Annotated in this window: 19 protein-coding genes and 1 tRNA gene; 10 read left to right on the plus strand and 10 right to left on the minus strand. The window is 63.9% G+C overall.

What is annotated here, in order from left to right:
- Positions 1–5 precede the first annotated feature (5 nt).
- A complete protein-coding gene (locus DEIPE_RS08785) occupies positions 6–440 on the plus strand; it encodes a hypothetical protein (protein ID WP_245557616.1) in 435 nt (144 codons plus the stop codon).
- Between the two features lie 113 nt (positions 441–553).
- Positions 554–736 (plus strand): hypothetical protein, encoded by a 183-nt coding sequence (locus DEIPE_RS23905; protein ID WP_245557617.1) that lies wholly within the window; start codon positions 554–556, stop codon positions 734–736.
- Positions 737–870: 134 nt separating this feature from the next.
- Here the strand turns inward: DEIPE_RS23905 and DEIPE_RS23910 are convergent, their stop codons facing one another.
- Positions 871–1,272, minus strand: coding sequence for a hypothetical protein (locus tag DEIPE_RS23910; RefSeq protein ID WP_015235619.1), 402 nt, complete (start codon positions 1,270–1,272; stop codon positions 871–873).
- A gap of 57 nt (positions 1,273–1,329) precedes the next feature.
- A complete protein-coding gene (locus DEIPE_RS08795; RefSeq protein ID WP_015235620.1) occupies positions 1,330–2,214 on the minus strand; it encodes a PRC and DUF2382 domain-containing protein in 885 nt (294 codons plus the stop codon).
- A gap of 267 nt (positions 2,215–2,481) precedes the next feature.
- Here DEIPE_RS08795 and DEIPE_RS08800 point away from each other — a divergent pair.
- Together DEIPE_RS08800 and DEIPE_RS08805 are read left to right on the plus strand one after the other, a co-directional pair.
- A tRNA-Leu gene (locus tag DEIPE_RS08800) sits at positions 2,482–2,567 on the plus strand.
- 177 nt (positions 2,568–2,744) lie between these two features.
- Positions 2,745–3,182 carry a hypothetical protein gene (locus tag DEIPE_RS08805; protein WP_015235621.1) on the plus strand — a complete coding sequence of 146 codons (438 nt, stop codon included), beginning with the start codon at positions 2,745–2,747 and terminating at the stop codon, positions 3,180–3,182.
- 85 nt (positions 3,183–3,267) lie between these two features.
- Here the strand turns inward: DEIPE_RS08805 and DEIPE_RS08810 are convergent, their stop codons facing one another.
- From DEIPE_RS08810 to lepA, 3 genes are all read right to left on the minus strand, one after another.
- Complete coding sequence (locus DEIPE_RS08810; protein WP_015235622.1) at positions 3,268–3,852, minus strand: response regulator transcription factor; 585 nt, start codon at positions 3,850–3,852, stop codon at positions 3,268–3,270.
- Positions 3,849–4,961, minus strand: coding sequence for a sensor histidine kinase (locus DEIPE_RS08815; protein WP_015235623.1), 1,113 nt, complete (start codon positions 4,959–4,961; stop codon positions 3,849–3,851). Before DEIPE_RS08815 ends, DEIPE_RS08810 begins: the two co-directional genes overlap by 4 nt.
- A gap of 67 nt (positions 4,962–5,028) precedes the next feature.
- Positions 5,029–6,834: a translation elongation factor 4 gene (gene lepA, locus DEIPE_RS08820; protein WP_015235624.1), complete on the minus strand. Its 1,806-nt coding sequence runs from the start codon at positions 6,832–6,834 to the stop codon at positions 5,029–5,031.
- Positions 6,835–6,944: 110 nt separating this feature from the next.
- Between lepA and DEIPE_RS08825 the strand changes: the two genes are divergently transcribed.
- Positions 6,945–8,120 (plus strand): M28 family metallopeptidase, encoded by a 1,176-nt coding sequence (locus DEIPE_RS08825; RefSeq protein WP_015235625.1) that lies wholly within the window; start codon positions 6,945–6,947, stop codon positions 8,118–8,120.
- Between the two features lie 232 nt (positions 8,121–8,352).
- Here DEIPE_RS08825 and DEIPE_RS08830 read toward each other — a convergent pair whose 3' ends face one another.
- Positions 8,353–8,904: a DUF6428 family protein gene (locus tag DEIPE_RS08830; RefSeq protein WP_015235626.1), complete on the minus strand. Its 552-nt coding sequence runs from the start codon at positions 8,902–8,904 to the stop codon at positions 8,353–8,355.
- 207 nt (positions 8,905–9,111) lie between these two features.
- The gene (locus tag DEIPE_RS08835; RefSeq protein ID WP_015235628.1) at positions 9,112–9,438 is read right to left on the minus strand and encodes an ArsR/SmtB family transcription factor; all 327 of its coding nucleotides are present in this window, start codon (positions 9,436–9,438) and stop codon (positions 9,112–9,114) included.
- A gap of 625 nt (positions 9,439–10,063) precedes the next feature.
- Between DEIPE_RS08835 and DEIPE_RS22155 the strand changes: the two genes are divergently transcribed.
- The 3 genes from DEIPE_RS22155 to DEIPE_RS08850 all read left to right on the plus strand — a co-directional run bounded on the left by DEIPE_RS22155 (position 10,064) and on the right by DEIPE_RS08850 (position 14,173).
- On the plus strand, positions 10,064–12,859 hold the full coding sequence (locus DEIPE_RS22155; protein WP_015235629.1) for a PAS domain S-box protein: 2,796 nt from the start codon (positions 10,064–10,066) through the stop codon (positions 12,857–12,859).
- A 375-nt stretch (positions 12,860–13,234) separates the two neighbouring features.
- Complete coding sequence (locus DEIPE_RS08845; protein ID WP_015235630.1) at positions 13,235–13,456, plus strand: hypothetical protein; 222 nt, start codon at positions 13,235–13,237, stop codon at positions 13,454–13,456.
- A 168-nt stretch (positions 13,457–13,624) separates the two neighbouring features.
- Positions 13,625–14,173 (plus strand): flavin reductase family protein, encoded by a 549-nt coding sequence (locus DEIPE_RS08850; RefSeq protein ID WP_041231340.1) that lies wholly within the window; start codon positions 13,625–13,627, stop codon positions 14,171–14,173.
- 145 nt (positions 14,174–14,318) lie between these two features.
- Here the strand turns inward: DEIPE_RS08850 and DEIPE_RS08855 are convergent, their stop codons facing one another.
- Genes DEIPE_RS08855 through DEIPE_RS08865 form a run of 3 tightly spaced genes read right to left on the minus strand, consistent with a single transcriptional unit; the run spans position 14,319 to position 16,350 of the window.
- The gene (locus DEIPE_RS08855; protein ID WP_015235632.1) at positions 14,319–15,260 is read right to left on the minus strand and encodes a glutathione S-transferase family protein; all 942 of its coding nucleotides are present in this window, start codon (positions 15,258–15,260) and stop codon (positions 14,319–14,321) included.
- A complete protein-coding gene (locus DEIPE_RS08860) occupies positions 15,257–16,003 on the minus strand; it encodes a GNAT family N-acetyltransferase (protein ID WP_015235633.1) in 747 nt (248 codons plus the stop codon). Before DEIPE_RS08860 ends, DEIPE_RS08855 begins: the two co-directional genes overlap by 4 nt.
- 11 nt (positions 16,004–16,014) lie before the next feature.
- Entirely contained in the window at positions 16,015–16,350 is a 336-nt protein-coding gene (locus DEIPE_RS08865; protein ID WP_041230799.1) for a winged helix-turn-helix transcriptional regulator, read from the minus strand.
- A 153-nt stretch (positions 16,351–16,503) separates the two neighbouring features.
- Between DEIPE_RS08865 and DEIPE_RS08870 the strand changes: the two genes are divergently transcribed.
- Together DEIPE_RS08870 and DEIPE_RS08875 are read left to right on the plus strand one after the other, a co-directional pair.
- On the plus strand, positions 16,504–17,061 hold the full coding sequence (locus tag DEIPE_RS08870; protein WP_015235635.1) for a DoxX family protein: 558 nt from the start codon (positions 16,504–16,506) through the stop codon (positions 17,059–17,061).
- 30 nt (positions 17,062–17,091) lie between these two features.
- A complete protein-coding gene (locus tag DEIPE_RS08875; protein ID WP_015235636.1) occupies positions 17,092–17,721 on the plus strand; it encodes an NAD(P)-dependent oxidoreductase in 630 nt (209 codons plus the stop codon).
- Positions 17,722–17,726 lie beyond the last annotated feature (5 nt).

Raw genomic sequence — 17,726 nt, forward strand, 5'->3', positions numbered from 1 at the left:
TGACCATGACCTCATCCCAAAACACCCTGCGAGAGGCCCTCACCGCCGAAGGCTTCCGCGTCGAGGAAAGCCCTGACTCGGGCCTGAGCTTCAAGTACGAGGGCAGCACCTACTTTCTGCCGGACAACCACGAAGACCCGCAGTTTTTTCAACTGCTGCTGCCCAATTTCTGGTCGCTGGAAACCGAAGATGAGTACGGCCGCGCGCTGCTGGCCTGCGACGCCCTCAACCGGCACGCCAAACTCGTGAAAGTGCACACGGTCGAAAACGACACCTGGGTCAGCGTAGAAGCCATCCACGCCGACCCCCGGCACTTCCTGCAGTTTTTGCCGCGTTATCTCAGCTACATACAGGACGCCGTGCGTATTTTCCGCGACCAGATGCTGCACTCACCCACAGAGGACGCCCCAGAAGACCAGCCCGTCTTGACCACTTCTTGAAGGAGTCACAAGGCGTACGGTTACGCACTCCGCTTGCCAGAACACTGGAGCATACTCGCTTTCCACCCGCACCCCTTCGTACGCATCGAGCAACTCGAAGGACCCGGTCACCCATGCTCCGGGCGCTGGACAGTGGCTTCTCGAAAGACGTGGCCTACCGGGTACTGGGGCTGTTCAACCCTTCGGAAACCTCGCAGGCCTGTCTCATTCTGGCGAACGACCGTGACGAGCTGGGTCATCTGCCAGCGGCACCTGCGATTTTCCGGCCTGCCCGGCACGGACGCCCACCCACCTGACCTTATCGGGCGGCGCTTTTGGACACGCGGAGTCAGGAGCAGCACGCGGCAGATTGAAATTGGGACGCCGTGTGCCCACCGTCAAAGAAGCCAGGCAGGCAAGGAGGCCGGCCTGGCTTCTTTGTGCGGCGACTTCAAATGTCTGTGCGGTCGTGCAGGGGATCGCGGGGCACGTCCTGGGTATCGGTGCTGGCTTGCCGCGCCTGATCGGACAGGTCGTCGGCTGCGTTCCGCACGTCGTCTGTCGCGTTGTCCGCACTCTTCTTGAAGCCCTGCTGAGCCTCCTGGGCGGCGGTCCTGAGGGCGTCAATCGGGCTTTCACCGCGCTTCACGGCCTCAACACCACCGCGCAGCGCGCTGCCGACCCGCTCGAAGTTGCCTTGCGGGCCAGGATTGAGATTCTGAAGGGTGTCGATTACCTTATTGCGCGCACCCTCGTTGCGCCACAGGTAGTACGCCCCGGCAGCCAGCAGTGCCAGCGGCAAGGGTGACCCACCGCGGCGGGACCGAACGTCCATCTTGACTTTCTTGCTCATGGTTTCCTGCTTTCCTGACAAGCCGGGCCAATGAAGCCCGGCTTGTCATCAAGTCACTCAGCGTTCGTCGCGGCGGCCGGTGTCATCCAGTCCGTTCACGTCGCGTGTTTCGCCGTTACGGTTCACGTCGAGGACTTCCTTGCCCACGGTTTCGGTGAAGGTCTGCGTTTCGCTTACGGTGCGCTCTCCCACCGTGACCTCCTCGGTAACGTAAGCCTGCTTCTGCACGTTGGCGCGCTCAGCCTCCAGGTCCACCCGTACGGTTTCGCGGTCACTGCCCAAGGTGACGTTGCCCGCTACCGGACGCGGGTCGGTGACGGGATGCCGCTCGATGACCACTTCTTCGTGGGCAAGGTTCACGTTCACCTGCTCCTGGCGGTTCTCGACGTGCTTGCTGACCTCGACGCTGCCGGCGAGGTAGCGCTCCTTGTCGACCGTCAGCCGCTCTTCGAGCAGCCGCAGTCGCTCGGGGGTTTTGAACATCCGGTCCCCCTCGTCCTCGTCACGGTAGTTGTAACGGCGGTCCGTAGCGCTGGTGTTCGACACGCTGCCAGCATCGCGGTCTCCCACGACGCCGTCGTAATCATTGCCCCGCAAGATGCGCTCATCGCTGGTCTGTGCGTCGTAGTCGTAACTGCCCGTGTAACCGTGCATGTCGCGCACCTGCTCTTTGGTGAGCGAGTCGAAATAGACGGCGTCGTCTTCCAGACGAGCGAGGCCCACCGGCACCAGTACCTCCTTGCTGGAAAACCAACCACCGACATCGACCAGCAGGTAGCGCAGACGACCCGTCTCGGGATCAGCCAGTGCACTGCGAACGGTTCCGATCTTGTCACCGTTCACGCCGTAAGCCGCGTGGCCAGTCGGATCGAAAAGGCCCTCGTCTCGGAAGTTGACGTTGTGGTCGCGGGAGATATCGTGCAGGGGGATAAGCTCTTTCATCTGAAATCCTTTCCGGCCCCGAGGGACCCAACTCTTTTATTTTTTGCGACTTGTGTAGGAACGCCTTGAGCGGGCTGTAAAGGTCATTCCATTTATGGAGGTCCACTCTCGCTGCGGCTGCCGTGCGGGCAGCAGAGACAAGCGCCGCGTCTCCGGGCTTCTGTTCCGAGCAAGGTCAGAAAGGAGCAACTGCCGCATCAAAAGACCCACACCATCCATCAGGAGCGACCACGCAGGTACGTGCCAGCCGTGGTATTCTCGGCCTGCGCCGGGATGGCGGAATCGGTAGACGCAACCGACTTAAAATCGGTCGGGCTTTGCCCGTACGGGTTCAAGTCCCGTTCTCGGCACCAGCAGGAACCCCGCCAAACGGGGTTCCTGGCTTTTTACCCGGGCGGCCCCTGGAACTTCGTTGTGCCAGTCCCCTGTCAGACCTCTCTAAGCGTGAAACTATGGTGAAGACACCGGATCATCCAAACTCCTTTGGCGTGCGTATCTCCTGGTAGAGCCGGACATTTCGAGGAGGGGTTATGAAGAAACTGCTGATGGGTGCATTGGGAGTCGCGTTGCTGGGGGCCTGCGCTCCGACAAGCCAGATGTCGTTCGCGGTGAGCAAGCAGGAAGGCATGATGACCGAGCTGAACGCGACGGGAACGGTCACGCGCGCCATGCGCTTTGACGGGTTCACCAACTCGTCGGCGACCGTGGCGGGCCTGCGGCCCAACACCTTTTACGTCTCGCACTACCACGTGCAGGGCGACGCCAACAAGCCACCCTGCCTTTCGGGCGGGGCACCGATCGTCTCCACCACCATGGTGGGCCGCACGGACGCCACGGGAAATCTGGTGCTCAGCGGTTCGCACGCCACCTCGGAAGTCGAAAAGGGCACCTACTTCAACATTCACACCGCACGTGACGCGTCGGGCACTCCCGCAGACGGCGGCGTGACCTGCGCGAACCTGCGCTGAAGCTCACGAGCAAGCGGAACGGTCAGTGATGACCGTTCCGCTTTTCATCGCACCTGCTCTTCGGGCCAGTTCAGGACACGCCAGTTCATGACACCAGCCCCAGCTCGCGCGCCCGGTTGAGCAGGCTGAGGCGGTCGTCGGCGCCCAGCTTGGCGAACAGCCGCCCCAGGTGGTCTTTGACGGTGTCAGGGCTGAGGCCCAGTTCGCGCGCGATCTCCTTGTTGCTGTGTCCGCGTGCCAGAAAGGACAGCACGTCGCGTTCGCGTGGCGTGAGGCTCGGCAGGTTGGTGCGCGGCAGCCAGTCCCGCGTGGGTTCACTGACAATTCGGCGCAAGGACAGCGCCAGAACCGCCGGATCGGTTTCCTTGCTGAGGTAGCCGCGCGCTCCGGCGGAGCGCGCGGCGTCGATGATGGCGGGCTCGGCAAACGTCGAAATCAGGACGACCGCGCTGGGAATGTTCTCGCTTTGCAGCCGCGCGCAGACCTCGATGCCGCTCAAGCGGGGCATCTTGACGTCCAGCAGGGCCACGTCGGGCAAGGTGCGCCGACATTGGCGCAGGGCCTCCTCACCGTCGCTTGCCTCAGCGACCACCGTGAAGCCCTGCGCGGCCAGGGCGTAACGCAGGCCCATGCGAAAAAGCGGATGATCGTCGGCAATCAGGACGTTCATGCGCCCTCCGGTGGTGCGGATTGTGAAGCCAGAATGGCGTGCGGCAGGTCGGGCAGATCGGACGAGGCGCGACCCAGATACAGCTCGAAGACACTCCATTCCCGCAGCGTTTGCCCGTATTCCCGCGTCTCGCGTCGGTAGCGCAGGTCACCCCCGTGCGCCTCGGCGATGCGCCGCACGATGAAGAGCCCCAACCCGGCAGTGCCCGCCGTGTAGTGATGCCCGGCAATCTCGACGGGTTGCGCATTGAACGGCTGCGCCAGCTCGGACAGCGGCAGCACCAGTCCCGGACCGTCATCCCACACGCAAAGACGGTCACGCTCCACCTGCAGCCACACCGCAGATTCGGCGTAGCGTACGGCGTTGTCGAGCAGGTTGCTGAGGGCCCGGTCGAGCTGCGCCTCGTCGGCAACGCTCGTTCCTGCTCCACCCAGCTGCAGCGTGACGCTCCGCTCGGCCGCCCGGACCCGGAAGCGCGAAAGCAGCCGCTCACCCAGCGCGTGCAGATCCAGCGGCGCGCGGTGCAGCGTCACGCCCTCACGCTCGAACTTGTGTGCATCGGCCATCTGCTGCACCAGTTGCAGCAGCCGTGCATTCTCGCCCAGCAGCTGACCGGCGATCTCCTCACGCTCCAGCTGGGGAAGACCCACACCGCGCAGCACCGCCACGAGGTGCGAGGTGGCGATCAGGGGCGTCTTGAGGTCGTGCACCAGGGTGGCCATGAAAGCGTTGCGCCGTCCCTGTTCCTGCGCCAGTCGGCCCAGCAGACTCGCAAAAGCGGCGCGCAACGAGATCACTTCACGCGGATCGTCGGCGTGAGGCTCTCCCAGATGCCCCCGTTCCACTTCCCCGGTCAGCCGGATGAGCGGACGCAGCAGGGCGAGCGAGAGTGCGTACCCCACTCCACCGGAGGCGAGCGCCACCACGCCCATCCAGGCGAGAATCAGCGTGAAGTCGGTCAGGCCCGTCAGGCGCGCGAGCACCAGCACGATCACGATGTTGGGCAGAAAGGACAGCAGCGCGATCACCAGCGCGAACTGCGCCCGCAAGCTGCCAGGCTGAATCGGCTTGCGCATCACGCGGCTGGCCTCGGGAAAGGTGGGGGGCATGCCTGAGGTCAGTGTAGACGCTCGGGCACGCCCCAGGGTGGTTTGCAGGGTGGCTGGCCTGCGGTATTTACTCGTCCGTCGACAGCACGGCCAGGAAGGCTTCCTGCGGCACCTCGACCGTGCCGATGTTCTTCATGCGGGCACGGCCCTTTTTCTGCTTCTCGAGCAGCTTCTTCTTGCGGCTGATGTCGCCGCCGTAACACTTGGCCAGCACGTCCTTGCGGTAAGCCTTGACCGTGGCGCGCGCGATGATCTTGCCGCCGATGGTGGCCTGCACCGGCACCGGAAAGAGCTGGCGCGGAATGACCTCGGCCATCTTGTCGACGATCTTGCGCCCCAGCGAGTAGGCCTTGTCGCGGTGCACGATGACCGCGAGGGCGTCCACCGTCTCGCCCTGCACCATGATGTCCACCTTCACGAGGTCGCCCTCGCGGTACCCGATCTGCTCGTAGTCCATGCTGGCGTAGCCGCGCGAGATGGACTTCAGGCGGTCGTGAAAGTCATAGAGGATCTCGGCGAAAGGCACTTCGTAGAGCAGCTCGACCCGTTTGCCCACGTAGTTCATGGTGATCATCGCGCCGCGACGCTCCTGCAGCAGCTGCATCACCGGACCCACGAACTCCTCGGGCAGCATGATCGAGAGTTTGATGTAGGGCTCCTCCATCGTCTCGATGCGGTCACGGGTGGGAAACTCGGCCGGGTTCTGGGTCTCGAAGGTTTCGCCGTTGGTCAGGGTCAGGCGGTACACCACGGCGGGGGCGGTGGCGATCAAATCGAGGTCGTACTCGCGTTCGAGACGCTCCTGAATGATCTCGGCGTGCAGCAGCCCCAGAAAGCCGCAGCGGAACCCGAAGCCCAGCGCCTCGGAGGTCTCGGGCTCGAACACGAAGGCGGCGTCGTTGAGCTTGAGGCGTTCGAGCGCTTCGCGCAGCTTGCGGTAATCCTCGGTGTCGGTGGGGTACAGGCCCGAGAAGACCACTGGCTGGGCCGGTTTGAAGCCCGGAAAAGGATCGGTGGTGGGCTGATCCTTGCTGGTGATGGTGTCCCCCACCTGCGCGTCGTGGATGTCCTTGATGCCCGCGGCGATCCAGCCGACCGATCCGGCCGAGAGCTCTTCGGCGACGATCAGACCGGGCGTGAAGGTTCCGACCTTGTCCACCTCGAAGCTCTTGCCGTTGGAGTAGGTCATCATGCGGTCCTTGGCCCGCACGGTGCCCTCCAGCACCCGCACGAACAGGATCACGCCCTGGTAGGCGTCGTAGAAGGAATCGAAGATCAGCGCCTTGAGGGGGGCCTGCGGATCGCCGGGCGGCGGCGGAATGCGCTCCACGATCGCTTCGAGGATCTGCTCGACGCCCTCACCGGTCTTGCCGGAAGCGAACACCGCGTCCTCGGCGGGAATGCCGATCACGTCCTCGAGTTCCTGCGCGGCGCCCTGTGGATCGGCGGCGGGCAGATCGATCTTGTTGACGACCGGCACGATCTCCAGGTTGTTGTCGATGGCGAGGTAGGCGTTCACGATGGTCTGCGCCTCGACCCCCTGCGACGCGTCGACCAGCAGCAGCACGCCCTCGCAGGCGGCGAGCGAGCGCGAGACTTCGTAGTTGAAGTCGACGTGTCCGGGAGTATCGATCAGGTTGAAGGTGTACACCTCGCCGCCCGTGCCGTCTTCACGAAGCGGCCGGTGGTACGTCAGCCGCACGGGGGTGCTTTTGATGGTGATGCCGCGTTCACGTTCCAGCTCCAGCGTGTCCAGGGTCTGGTCGCGCTTGTCACGCTCGCCCATCGCGCCGAGTTTTTCGAGGATGCGGTCGGCCAGGGTGGACTTGCCGTGATCCACGTGGGCGATGATGGAAAAATTCCGGACTAACACGAAGGCAGTCTAGCGCGGGGCGGTGAATTCACCATGCGGACCTTCGGGTGCGCGCACCCAGCTCACCGACTTTCGTGTTGTCTCACCTTCCTTCGTGCTTTCCTGTAGTCATGCGCCAATTCATGCTGCGCGCCGCCGTCGGCGCGCTTGTGCTGTCCCCTGCCCTGCTGTCCTCGGCTGCCCGAGCGAACATCGCCGAGAACCTCGATGCGGTCATAAAGTTCGGACCGCGTGTCGCCGGAAGCGAAAGCAACGAGCAGGCCCGCGCGTACCTCGAAGCGCAGTTTCGCGCGCTGGGGTACGAGACCCGCCGCGAAAGCTTTACTTATCCTCGTTTCGACGATCTCGGCTCGGGTGTGCGAGCGGGCGCCAACGCCCTGACGGGGCGCGCCCTGCAGGGCACGGTCGGGGGCGAGGTCACCGCCGAACTTGCGCGGGTCGAGGGGGTCGGCACGCCCGAAGAATTTACGCGCGCGAATGTGCGCGGAAAGATTGCTGTCGTGGCGCGAGGGCAGATTCCGTTTGCCGACAAGGCCCGCAACGCCCGCGCCGCCGGAGCGAGCGGCCTGATCGTGGTGAACAACACGGCCGGCGAGTTGCGCGGCACGCTGGGCGACCGGGTCGAGCTGCCCGTGCTGGGCGTGACGCCCGAAGTCGGCGCGGCCCTGCGGGCAGGTGAGCGCGCGACCCTCAGCGTGCGGGTGCGTGAAGGTGACGTGCGGGGAGTCAACATCGTGGCGTTCAAGTCAGGCGTCGTGAAGCCCGAGCTGCTGTTCGGCGGGCACATGGACACGGTGGCGGATTCTCCGGGTGCCAACGATAACCTTTCGGGTTCGCTGGCCGTGCTCGACATCGCGCGCCGCGCGGTGAACACGCCCCTGTCGGCGCGCAGCTACTTCGTGCTGTTCGACGGCGAGGAGGATGGGCTGCGCGGCTCGCGTGCCTTCGTGCAGGGTCACGCCGACCTCACGCGGGGCCTGCGGGCGATGTTCAACTTCGACATGGTGGGCGTCAACGTCACGCCGCTCGCGGTGGGCGGAGACACCACCCTGCAGGAACTCGCGCGCAAAGCCGCGCCGACCCTGCAGGCGTTTCAGGACCGCAACGGCAGCGACCACGCGCCCTTCTTGCAGGCTGGTACGCCCGCCTTGTTTTTTCATCGGGGTATTGACCCCCAGTACCATCAGCCGGGCGACCTGAAGGCCGATCCAGCCCTGATCAGCGAGACCGTCGATCTGGCCATGAAGGTGGCCGACGCCGTCCTGGTCGCCGCACCAGTTCGCTGACTTCCACTCACCGCCGACCTGTTGAACGCAGAAACCACAACGTGCAGAGCTGGCAGAGGTGGACCCGTCACGAAAGCTGCCATGACTTCGTTTGCCCAACCGGGAGCCGTGAAAATCCGGGCCTGATCCTTCTATCGCGGTCGTGACCCTCAAACCGTCAGGCCGCAGAATGCAACCGCAGTACACGCGGGAAGGGGAGCGGCCCGCGCTCCCCTGCTGTTCCCGCCCTTGTTCACCCGCAGCAGCTTCCTTTGCTCTTCTGCACGGCAATGTTTTCCAGGGTCACGGGTTCCACGCTGCCACTCCTCGGGCCGCCACAGGCAGACTGCCCGGCGGCGAGGCGTTCGTCGTTGGGTTTGCACGACACGCCGGGGTAGCCAAGGTTGACGAGGACGCGCTCGCTTTGGACCTCGATGCTGGTGACGAGGTATTGGATGGTGGGGTGGACGGTGTCGCCGTACTCGAAGCGCAGTACGGAGTCAGCCTGCACGGGAACGCGCTTGGCGACGCGTCCGTAGATGCCGAGGAACTTGTCGACGGTCATGAAGCCGCGGTCTTCTTCACCGCCGCCGTTCCAGAGTTGAATGACGGTTTCACGCCAGGCGGCGGCGCGGCCAGCGCAGTCCATCGCTTCGATGGTGACGGCTTTGACTTCGGTGACGTGGTAACCGGTGGGAACGAGGACTTCACCATGAAGCTGAAGGATCAGGGCCTTGCCGGCGTGTGGGGCGAGGGTGTCGAGGAAGGCTTGGGTGCGGTTGGGGGTGGTGAGGGTCTGCGTCATGGTACTCCTCCTTATATTTAAAGATGTCGATGGATTGAGGTAAAAAAACTCAGCAGGCGGTGCAGGCGCGGGGCGCAGTTAAAACGAAAGCGAGGCGAGGCAGAACAATCCTGATGTTCGGTGCGCCGCAGGTCTTGCGTTGTCGCTCGGCTTTTCTCAGGAGCGGCTGGTGACGGTCTTGGGCGAAGCGGAATTGAAGCTCGGGGCTCATACGGCCTCCTTCTGGCGTCGCGGCACGGCCGCGGTCAGTCGATCGAGCACGCTGCGGGCCATCAGCAGGCCCCGCTTGGTGAGGGTGTAGTAGGAGTTCTTACCGCGCTTCTCGACATCGACCAGACCGGCTTCCACCAGAATTTTCATATGGTGGCTGGTGGTGGGCTGGGCAAGACCGAGAACGTCCTGAACGTCGCAGGTGCAGATGCCCTGACCGGTCGAGCAGCACCTGGCGTCGGCGGTGGCGATGAAGTGCAGGGCCTTCAGGCGGTGAGGGTCACCGAGGGCTTTGAACACCTGCGCCGTTGCATCGAAATCCATGAATCAAAAGTACGTCACGCATCGAGATTTGTCAATTCAATGCGATCCCGAAAATTCTCCTGCCCACACCAGAAGTCAAAGCCGTCATCACGGCAGTCGTCCGGCAGGACACCAGCAAGTGCGTACGACGCCGCAAGAAGCCCTGCACGGCGGGAACGCGCGCAACCGATCCGGGCCTCTTCAAGAACCTCGTCATGACCTGAACGCAGCGCAATTAGCGAACCTGGCTTGCCAAAGCGATGTTCTGCGGCAACTCAGGGAAACGGAGCGGCCCTGACCACGCTGAGTCACGCCCAGTTGCGCGTCATCACCAGGGGCAGCAAAGAGGCCCGGCGGGCTTACCTGTTCAGCCAACGCTCAGCCGCAGGCAGGCTACCCTGGGCGGAGAAATCGGCGAGTATCCGGCACACCTGCAACGGAAACGCGTGGCCCGGGTGCTGTACGAAAACTCTGTACGAAAACCCTCACCGCAGATTCCCGCCGGGCACAGATCTTTCTCACCCAGGACTTCACCACGCCGGACGACGCCGGGTGCACTGGATGATCGCGCCGACGGGAGACGGGTATATGAGGAGTGGTACCCGAGTGCCTGAATGGGAATGAGGAATACGGTAGACTTAAAAGCATGTCTCCTGTAGGTCCGTCGGGCCGACCCTTCTCCGTCGATCCGCAGGACATCCTCGACGTCTTTCCTCACCTGATGTGGGGCACGGATGACGAAGGCCAGTGGGTCTACACCAACCAGCGTCTGCGTACCTTCACCGGTCATGCCGTTTCCCCAACCGAGCAGGATTTTTTGTCCATCCTGCATCCGGACGACCGGCAGCGGGTGCAGGCCAGCTGGCAGCAGGCGCGCCTGGAAAGGCAGACCAGTTCGCTTGAGCTTCGCCTGCAACACCGTGACGGGCAGTTTCGCTGGATGCTCTGCCAGTACCAGCCTGTTGAGCAGGGCAACGCCGGTTTTGCATGGTGTGGCACCTGCACGGACATTCACGCGCAACGACAACGTCTGAAAGACGCCGGTCACATCATCGAGACCAGCCGGGACTGCATCAAGTTCATCGATCTCCAGGGTCGCCTGGTCTACATGAACGCCGGGGGCATGCAGGAGATGGAAATCTCGGACTTCGGCGTGTGCGATCATGCCTTCTGGCCGGAATTCTGGTCCGGTGCGATGCGCTCACAAGTCGAAGGGGCCCTTGAAGAAGCGCGAGCGGGCCGGGTCGGGCTCTTCGAGGGTTTTTGCCCCACCTTCGCGGGGACGCCCAAGTGGTGGAACGTGCGGGTTTCCCCGATGTATGGCCCCAGCGGGGAGCTGGAGCGTTTTCTGGCCGTTTCACGTGACATTACCGACCGCGTTCAGGCAGAACTGCAGGCGGAACGCTGGCAGAGCGTCTCGACGGCCCTCACGGGCGCACTGTCGCAAGAAGAAGTCGTGGACATCGTCCTCTCGCAGGGCCTGAGCGCCTTGCAGGCCGACGCGGGCGGCGTGATGCTCGTCAGCCCGGACGGTGAGCACCTCGAAGCGCTTTCCCACCGCGGATACCCGGAGGACATGGTGCAGCGCTTCAGCAGAATTCCGCTGTCGCTTTCCATTCCTATCACCGAGATCATTCGTGATGGTGTGGCCCGCTTTCTGACAAGCGAGGACATCAACGTGCAGTATCCGCACCTGGCAGAGCAGCGTGGGGATATGCGTGGATCGGCGCTGCTGCCCCTCAGTATGAACGGGCGCGTGGTGGGGGCCCTGATCCTGGGCTTCAAGCGAGATCGGGCGTTCGGAACCGCTGACCGCCGTTTTCTGATCACACTGGCCACGCAGTGCGCTCAGGCGCTGGAACGAGCACGCCTGTACGACTCGGTACGGGAACTCAATCAAAGGCTGGAGCAGCGTGTTCAGGAGCGCACAAGTGAACTGGAGCGCGAGCGCAGCTTCATGCAGGCGATGCTCGAAAGCCTCACCGAAGGCATCGTCGCGTGCGACGCAAACGGCGTGCTGACGGTGTTCAACCGTGCTACGCGTGCACTGCACGGCCTGCCTGCCGAACCGCTCCCGCCCGAACTGTGGGCGGATCGTTACCGGCTGTATCAGCCGGACGGCGTGACGCCCCTGCGTACCGAAGAGATTCCGCTTTACCGTGCCTTTTCAGGTGAACGGGTACGCGACGTGGACATGGTGGTCGTTCCGCAGGACGGTCAGGCGCGTTACCTGCGGACGAACGGCAACGCCATTTACAGCACCTCCGGTGAAAAACTGGGCGCGGTCGTGGCGATGCACGACATCACCGAAACGCGCGCCGCGCACGCCGAACTTGAGCGCGTGAGTGCCTTCAATCACCTGCTGCTCGACTCGGTAGGCGAAGGCATCTTCGGTGTGGACATGCAGGGCCTCACCACCTTTGCCAATCCTGCCGCAGAGAGAATGATCGGGTACTCGCGCGAAGAATTGCTCGGGCAATCTCAGCACGCGCTGATCCACCACACCAAAGCCAGTGACGAGCACTACCCTTCGTCCGAGTGCCCGATTTACTGCTCACGCCTCGATGGTGCGGTGCGCCGGGTGGACGACGAGGTGTTCTGGCGCAAGGACGGAACGAGCTTCCCGGTGGAGTACATCTCGACGCCGCTGCGCAATGCCCGCGGTGAGATCGAGGGAGCGGTCGTGACGTTTCGTGACATCACCGAACGCAAGCGCTCAGAAGAGAAACTGCGTCAGGCCAACGAGGAGCTGCGCCGCAGCAACGCGGAGCTGGAGCAGTTCGCCTACGTCGCCTCGCACGACCTGCAAGAACCCCTGCGGACCGTGGCGAGCTTCACGGAACTTCTCGCCCGACGGTACCAGGGTCGACTGGACGAGCACGCCGACACGTACATCACCCACGTCACGCAGGGCGTGCAGCGCATGAAACGCCTGATCGAGGACCTGCTGAGTTTCTCGCGCCTGAACGCCACGCCGCAGCGAAGCACCGTAAGGGTGACCGAGGCCCTGAACGCTGCACGGGCGCAACTCGCTCTGGCCATCCGTGAAACAGGCGCCCTGATCACCCATGACACGCTTCCCAGCCTGTCCGGCGACGCGGGGCAGCTGACGCAGCTCTTTCAGAACCTGATCGGGAACGCCCTGAAGTTCCGCCGGGCGGACGTGACACCACAGATCCACATCGGCGCCGTCCGCGAAGGAGCCATGTGGCACTTCACGGTGCGTGACAACGGGATTGGCATCGAACAACCGTACTTCGAACGGATTTTCGTGATTTTCCAGCGTCTGCATCTTCGCGAGAAGTTTGATGGAACGGGGATCGGGCTGGCCATCTGCCGCAAGATCGTGGAACACCACGGGGGACGCATCTGGGTGGAGTCCACCGTGGGTGAGGGCAGTGTGTTTCACTTCACCCTGTCCGCCACTGCCACGACGGAGTGACCCGCGCGCAGGCCGGACGGCGGCGGGAAACTCGGACTGGCCACCCCAACGAAGAAGGCAGCCTGGTGCGCCGCCGCAGCGCTCGAGAATTGTGATGAACTCAAGGCAATATCATGAGGACGCACGAAAAGCTGTCCCAAGTATTGAAAAAAAACTCATGCCCAGCGGCTGCCCACAGAACCTCTACGGATAAAAACGCCCTCTGGGAGCGCAAAATTCGGAGCACCGTCCTGAGGTTACCGCAGCTGAGGATCCACACCCCCGTCTCACCTTCAGCTTACTCAAAAAGCAACCATGAGCCCTGCGAATACTGAGATACAGACGCTCAACTCCCCAACAACGACATCCCGGCGCCTGCTGATACTGGAGGAACTTATGAACAAAAAAGTCCTGCTGGCCATTTCCGCACTCGCTTTTGGCTCTCTGGCATACGCGACCGAACCCGCACCGACGACGCCGACCTGCAAGAATATGGGCTTTGAAAAGAGCGGTGGAAAAGCTCAGCCGAAGGTGCCCGCCGTGAATGCCATCGGCAAGTCCATCTGCATCGCCAAGCCGGCAGACGATAACCGTCAAGCCCGCCAGCCATCTCGCTGAGAAGCGACATACATTCAAAAGAAGCGGCGCCCAACCAGTGGAGCGCCGCTTCTTTTGGGCTTTGGCGGATTACTGCCTCCCGCCGCCGACCGGACCAAAATACCTGGCCAGGCTTACCTCCGGGCTCGGCATCTCAAGGTGCAGAACACGAGCGCGTATAACAAGGCTGTGAAAGCTTCCACCCCCCGCTTCTTTGGGTATTACCCCAATACCGTCGCGTTGGTCACCGCCGAGCACCAGGGAAAGCGCAACGTCATGAGCGCCGGCTGGCACGCCGCGCTGTCAAGCGATCCCCCGCTGTACGGCGTGGCCATCGGGCGCGAACGCGCGACGCACGCCCTGGTGACCTCCTCGGGCCGCTTCGCCCTGAACTTCCTGCCCTTCGAGCACGCTCGCGCCGTGCAGGGAGCGGGCGTACTGAGCCTGCATGACGGCGCGGACAAGTACGGGCAGCTCGGCCTGACCCCTCACCCCGGCGAGGAGCTGGTACTTGCGGAGGCCTACCTGACCTATGTCTGCTCGCTGTCCCAGGTCGTCACGACCGGTGACCACGACTGGTGCGTAGGGCAGGTCGAGCGCGTCTGGTACGACGAGGGTGCCTTCGATGAGCGCCTGCTCTTTCGCGGTGAGGCGGCCGTGTACCTCGGGCGCAGCGAGTACGTCTGCCTGAACACGGGCGGCAAGCGGGTGGTGGTGCCCTCCGAGCAGTTCGGCTGAGAGGGCCCACCGCCGTTCGCTTAAGTACGTCCTGGCTAACATTCCGGGATTACGCCAACAGCGCTCCATCCCTCCATTCCCGCCAGGACGTACTTTCTTCCACACTCGCGCCGCTCGGATGATCTAGCGATCATCATGGAGGTACTCAGCCCAGCTGGCCGCGCCCGTGCGGGGCGTTCCAGTCCAGCAGCGGACCTCTCGGCACGATGCGGCTGGGATTCAGGCGTTCGTGCGTGAGGTAGTAGTGCCGCTTGATGTGATCGAAGTCCACGGTGCTGGCGAAACCGGGGCGCTGGTACAGGTCGCGCGCGTAGCCCCACAGGTGGGGATAGTCGGTCAGGCGACGAAGGTTGCACTTGAAGTGCAGGTGATACACGGCGTCAAAGCGCACCAGGGTGGTGAACAGCCGGATGTCGGCCTCGCTGAGCTGCCCGCCCACCAGGTAGCGCTGCGTGCTCAGGTGCGCTTCGAGGGCGTCGAGGCGGGCAAAGAGGGCCATGACAGCCTCGTCATACTTTTCCTGGGTCGTGGCGAAACCGGCTTTGTAGACGCCGTTGTTGACGTCCTCGTAGATCCGCTCGTTGATGGCGTCGATCTCGGGGCGCAGGACCTCGGGGTAGAGGTCAGGGGCATCGGTGCGCTGAAAGGCCGTGAACTGCGTTTCGAAGTCGATGGTCAGGTCAGGGTAGTTGTTGCTGACCAGGCGCCCCGTGACGGTGTCCCACAGGCAGGGCACGGTGTAGCGGCCGGTGTAGCCGGGATCGGTGCGCAGGTAAGCCTCGGAAAGAAATTGAAAGTCGCACACCGGATCGCGTCCGTGACCGGGGCCCTCGCGAAAGGCCCAGCCGCGCTCGTCGCGCACGGGGTCCACGACGGTCATGGGCACGGCCTGCTGCAGGCCCAGCAGTTCGCGCACGATGATGGCGCGGTGCGCCCAGGGGCAGGCCAGCGAGACATACAGGTGATAGCGGCCCGCCTGGGAGGGAAAGCCCGAGGAGCCGTCCGCACTCAGGCGGCCACGGAACTGGTAGCGCTGGCGGACGAAGGCGCCGTCCTTGCTCGTTTCGGCGGGAAACTGACTGGTCATGAATGCTCCCTGGGGTTTTGGTGGTGGGCAAGCGGTCGGACGACACTGACACGAATTTCGCGCGAAACACGGAAGCCGAGCGCGGTGTACGCCGCGATGGCGGCGGTGTTCTGGGCGTTGACGTGCAGAAAGGGCAGCACCCCGGCCGCCTGCATGTCCCGCGCGAGGCGCGACACCAGCGCGAGCGCGAGGCCCCGGCGGCGAAAGTCGGGGTGGGTGCAGACGCCGCTGATTTCCCCGGCGCCTTCGAGCCGGACGCGCTGCCCGGCCATGGCGATCAAGGTTTCTTCCTGCCAGACACCGAGGTACTGCCCGAGTTCGACGGTGCGCGAACGAAACGGGCCGGGCCTGGTGAGCGCGACGAGCTGCAGCATGGCAGGCACCTGCGGAACGCCCAGCGCCTCGATGCGCACACCGGGCCGTGGCGAGTTCACCTCGGGTGAGGACTTCAGGACCATCTGCACGAGAGGCACCTCGAAACGCCGCTCCCATCCTTCACCGATCTTCAGTGGTTCGTCATGAAAGAGGTCGACGGACTCCTGCGCGCCGGTCAGTGTCCGCAGCTGATCCCAGGCTTGCGGGGTGCCTTGACCGAGCGCCGCCTGGGAAGCGAAGTCGGGATGAAAGCGGGCCGCTTGCGGGGTGCTGATTGCGTAGCATCGCTGTGGACCTTGCAGGGCGTGCCAGACGGGATTGCGGAGCTGTTCGGACAGGGTGCGCTCGTGAGGGGAGGACCGGGGCATGCCGACGATTCTCAGGAGACGGTTTCGGCGTGGTCCACCCACGCCTCGGCCCAGCTGCTGATGCTTTCGACGACGGCCTGCAGCGCGCGGCCCTTGTCGGTCAGCTGGTACTCGACGCGCACCGGGGTGTCGGGAATGACCGTGCGGCGAATCAGGCCTTCGTGTTCGAGTTCCTTGAGGCGCTCGCTGAGCATCTTGTCGCTGATGTCGGGAATGGCCCCACGCAGTTCGGTGAAGCGAGTGGCGCCGCGCAGCATCATCAGCAGGATGGCGCCGTTCCAACGACGCCCGATGATCTCGACCGCGCGGTGGTAGCGGGGGCAGAGGGCGTGGTCGAAGTCATTCATGTCTTCAGTGTACTCTTCCCCGCTTACTTTTCGTGAGCGGCTTGACATCCGCAACTATGTTTGACATAGTTACTTACAGAAAGTTAGTCGAGGAGTCAGTACACCGCCGTCCAAACGACACGGTCCTGTCCACCCGCACCCGGAGGAACACCCATGAACATCGACTTGGCCCTGCTCATCATCCGCGTTGCCGTCGGCCTCTTCATCGCCGTGCACGGAGCCCAGAAACTCTTCGGTGCCTTTGGCGGCTACGGCCTGAAAGGCACCACGGGCTGGATTGCCAGCCTCGGCCTCAAGCCTGCCCCGCTGTGGACGCTCGCGGCAGCACTGGGCGAGTTCGGCGGCGGCCTGCTGCTCGCACTCGGCCTGCTTACGCCCCTCGGCGCCATCGCCGTTGCCGCCACGATGGTCATGGCGATCGCCCTCGCCCACTGGCCCAAAGTCTTCGCCACCGACGGCGGCTACGAATACCCGTTGATCGTGGCCGCCACCGCCACTGCCCTTGCCATCGCCGGACCGGGCGCCTACTCGCTCGACGGCGCCCTGGGACTCCGCGTTCCCGCCGCCCTCTCGGGCGTGGTCGCCGTGCTCGCCGCACTGAGCGTGCTTGGTGGCCCTCATGACGCGCAAAGCGCCGGCTGCCGGCACCCAGGCCGCCGACTGATTCCGGGCGGGCCTGAAGCAGACGTTGCAGGCCCGCTCATCACCTGACTGCTTTCCTCCCCCACCCTGGAGTACAACATGAAGATTCTTCTGATCGGCGCTTCCGGCTTCGTCGGTGGACGCATCCTGCAAGAAGCCCTGAACCGAAGCCACGAGGTCACCGCCCTCGTGCGCCGCGCGGGCACCCTGAGTGAACACGCACACCTGCGCACCGTACACGGTGACGCTACGGACACGGCGCTGCTCACACAACTCGCCCGGGAACACGACGCCATCATCCTGTCCGTCACCGCACGCAAACCCGGCGACACCCCCGTACCCGAGGTGGCGCGGGCCGTGATGCAAAGCGTGAAGAGCGCAGCAACAACACGCCTCTTCGTGGTGGGCGGCGCTGGCAGCCTGGAGGTCGCGCCCGGCCTGGCCCTGATCGACACGCCCGAGTTTCCGCAGGAATACAAGGCCGAAGCCCAGCAGAGCCGTGAGGTGCTGCAGGAACTGCGCACGAGTGAACTCAACTGGACGTACCTCAGCCCCGCCATTGAGATCGCCCCAGGAGAACGCACTGCTTCCTTTCGCACCGGTGGTGACACGCTCATGACCGACGGGCAGGGCCGGAGCTTCATCAGCGCCGAAGATTACGCCGTGGCCGTCCTGAACGAACTCGAAGGGCCACGCCACGAACGCCGGCGTTTCAGCGTCGCGTACTGACCGTC

Source organism: Deinococcus peraridilitoris DSM 19664, from assembly GCF_000317835.1.
Taxonomy (GTDB): domain Bacteria; phylum Deinococcota; class Deinococci; order Deinococcales; family Deinococcaceae; genus Deinococcus_A; species Deinococcus_A peraridilitoris.

Coding starts and splice junctions, on each gene's coding strand:
- DEIPE_RS08835 (WP_015235628.1), bottom strand. CDS start 9,438: ATGGATTTCGATGCAACGGCGCAGGTGTTCAAAGCCCTCGGTGACCCT.
- DEIPE_RS08810 (WP_015235622.1), bottom strand. CDS start 3,852: ATGAACGTCCTGATTGCCGACGATCATCCGCTTTTTCGCATGGGCCTG.
- DEIPE_RS23905 (WP_245557617.1), top strand. CDS start 554: ATGCTCCGGGCGCTGGACAGTGGCTTCTCGAAAGACGTGGCCTACCGG.
- DEIPE_RS08805 (WP_015235621.1), top strand. CDS start 2,745: ATGAAGAAACTGCTGATGGGTGCATTGGGAGTCGCGTTGCTGGGGGCC.
- DEIPE_RS08795 (WP_015235620.1), bottom strand. CDS start 2,214: ATGAAAGAGCTTATCCCCCTGCACGATATCTCCCGCGACCACAACGTC.
- DEIPE_RS08875 (WP_015235636.1), top strand. CDS start 17,092: ATGAAGATTCTTCTGATCGGCGCTTCCGGCTTCGTCGGTGGACGCATC.
- DEIPE_RS08870 (WP_015235635.1), top strand. CDS start 16,504: ATGAACATCGACTTGGCCCTGCTCATCATCCGCGTTGCCGTCGGCCTC.
- DEIPE_RS08815 (WP_015235623.1), bottom strand. CDS start 4,961: ATGCCCCCCACCTTTCCCGAGGCCAGCCGCGTGATGCGCAAGCCGATT.
- DEIPE_RS22155 (WP_015235629.1), top strand. CDS start 10,064: ATGTCTCCTGTAGGTCCGTCGGGCCGACCCTTCTCCGTCGATCCGCAG.
- DEIPE_RS08825 (WP_015235625.1), top strand. CDS start 6,945: ATGCGCCAATTCATGCTGCGCGCCGCCGTCGGCGCGCTTGTGCTGTCC.
- DEIPE_RS23910 (WP_015235619.1), bottom strand. CDS start 1,272: ATGAGCAAGAAAGTCAAGATGGACGTTCGGTCCCGCCGCGGTGGGTCA.
- DEIPE_RS08855 (WP_015235632.1), bottom strand. CDS start 15,260: ATGACCAGTCAGTTTCCCGCCGAAACGAGCAAGGACGGCGCCTTCGTC.
- DEIPE_RS08785 (WP_245557616.1), top strand. CDS start 6: ATGACCTCATCCCAAAACACCCTGCGAGAGGCCCTCACCGCCGAAGGC.
- DEIPE_RS08845 (WP_015235630.1), top strand. CDS start 13,235: ATGAACAAAAAAGTCCTGCTGGCCATTTCCGCACTCGCTTTTGGCTCT.
- DEIPE_RS08830 (WP_015235626.1), bottom strand. CDS start 8,904: ATGACGCAGACCCTCACCACCCCCAACCGCACCCAAGCCTTCCTCGAC.
- DEIPE_RS08860 (WP_015235633.1), bottom strand. CDS start 16,003: ATGCCCCGGTCCTCCCCTCACGAGCGCACCCTGTCCGAACAGCTCCGC.
- DEIPE_RS08865 (WP_041230799.1), bottom strand. CDS start 16,350: ATGAATGACTTCGACCACGCCCTCTGCCCCCGCTACCACCGCGCGGTC.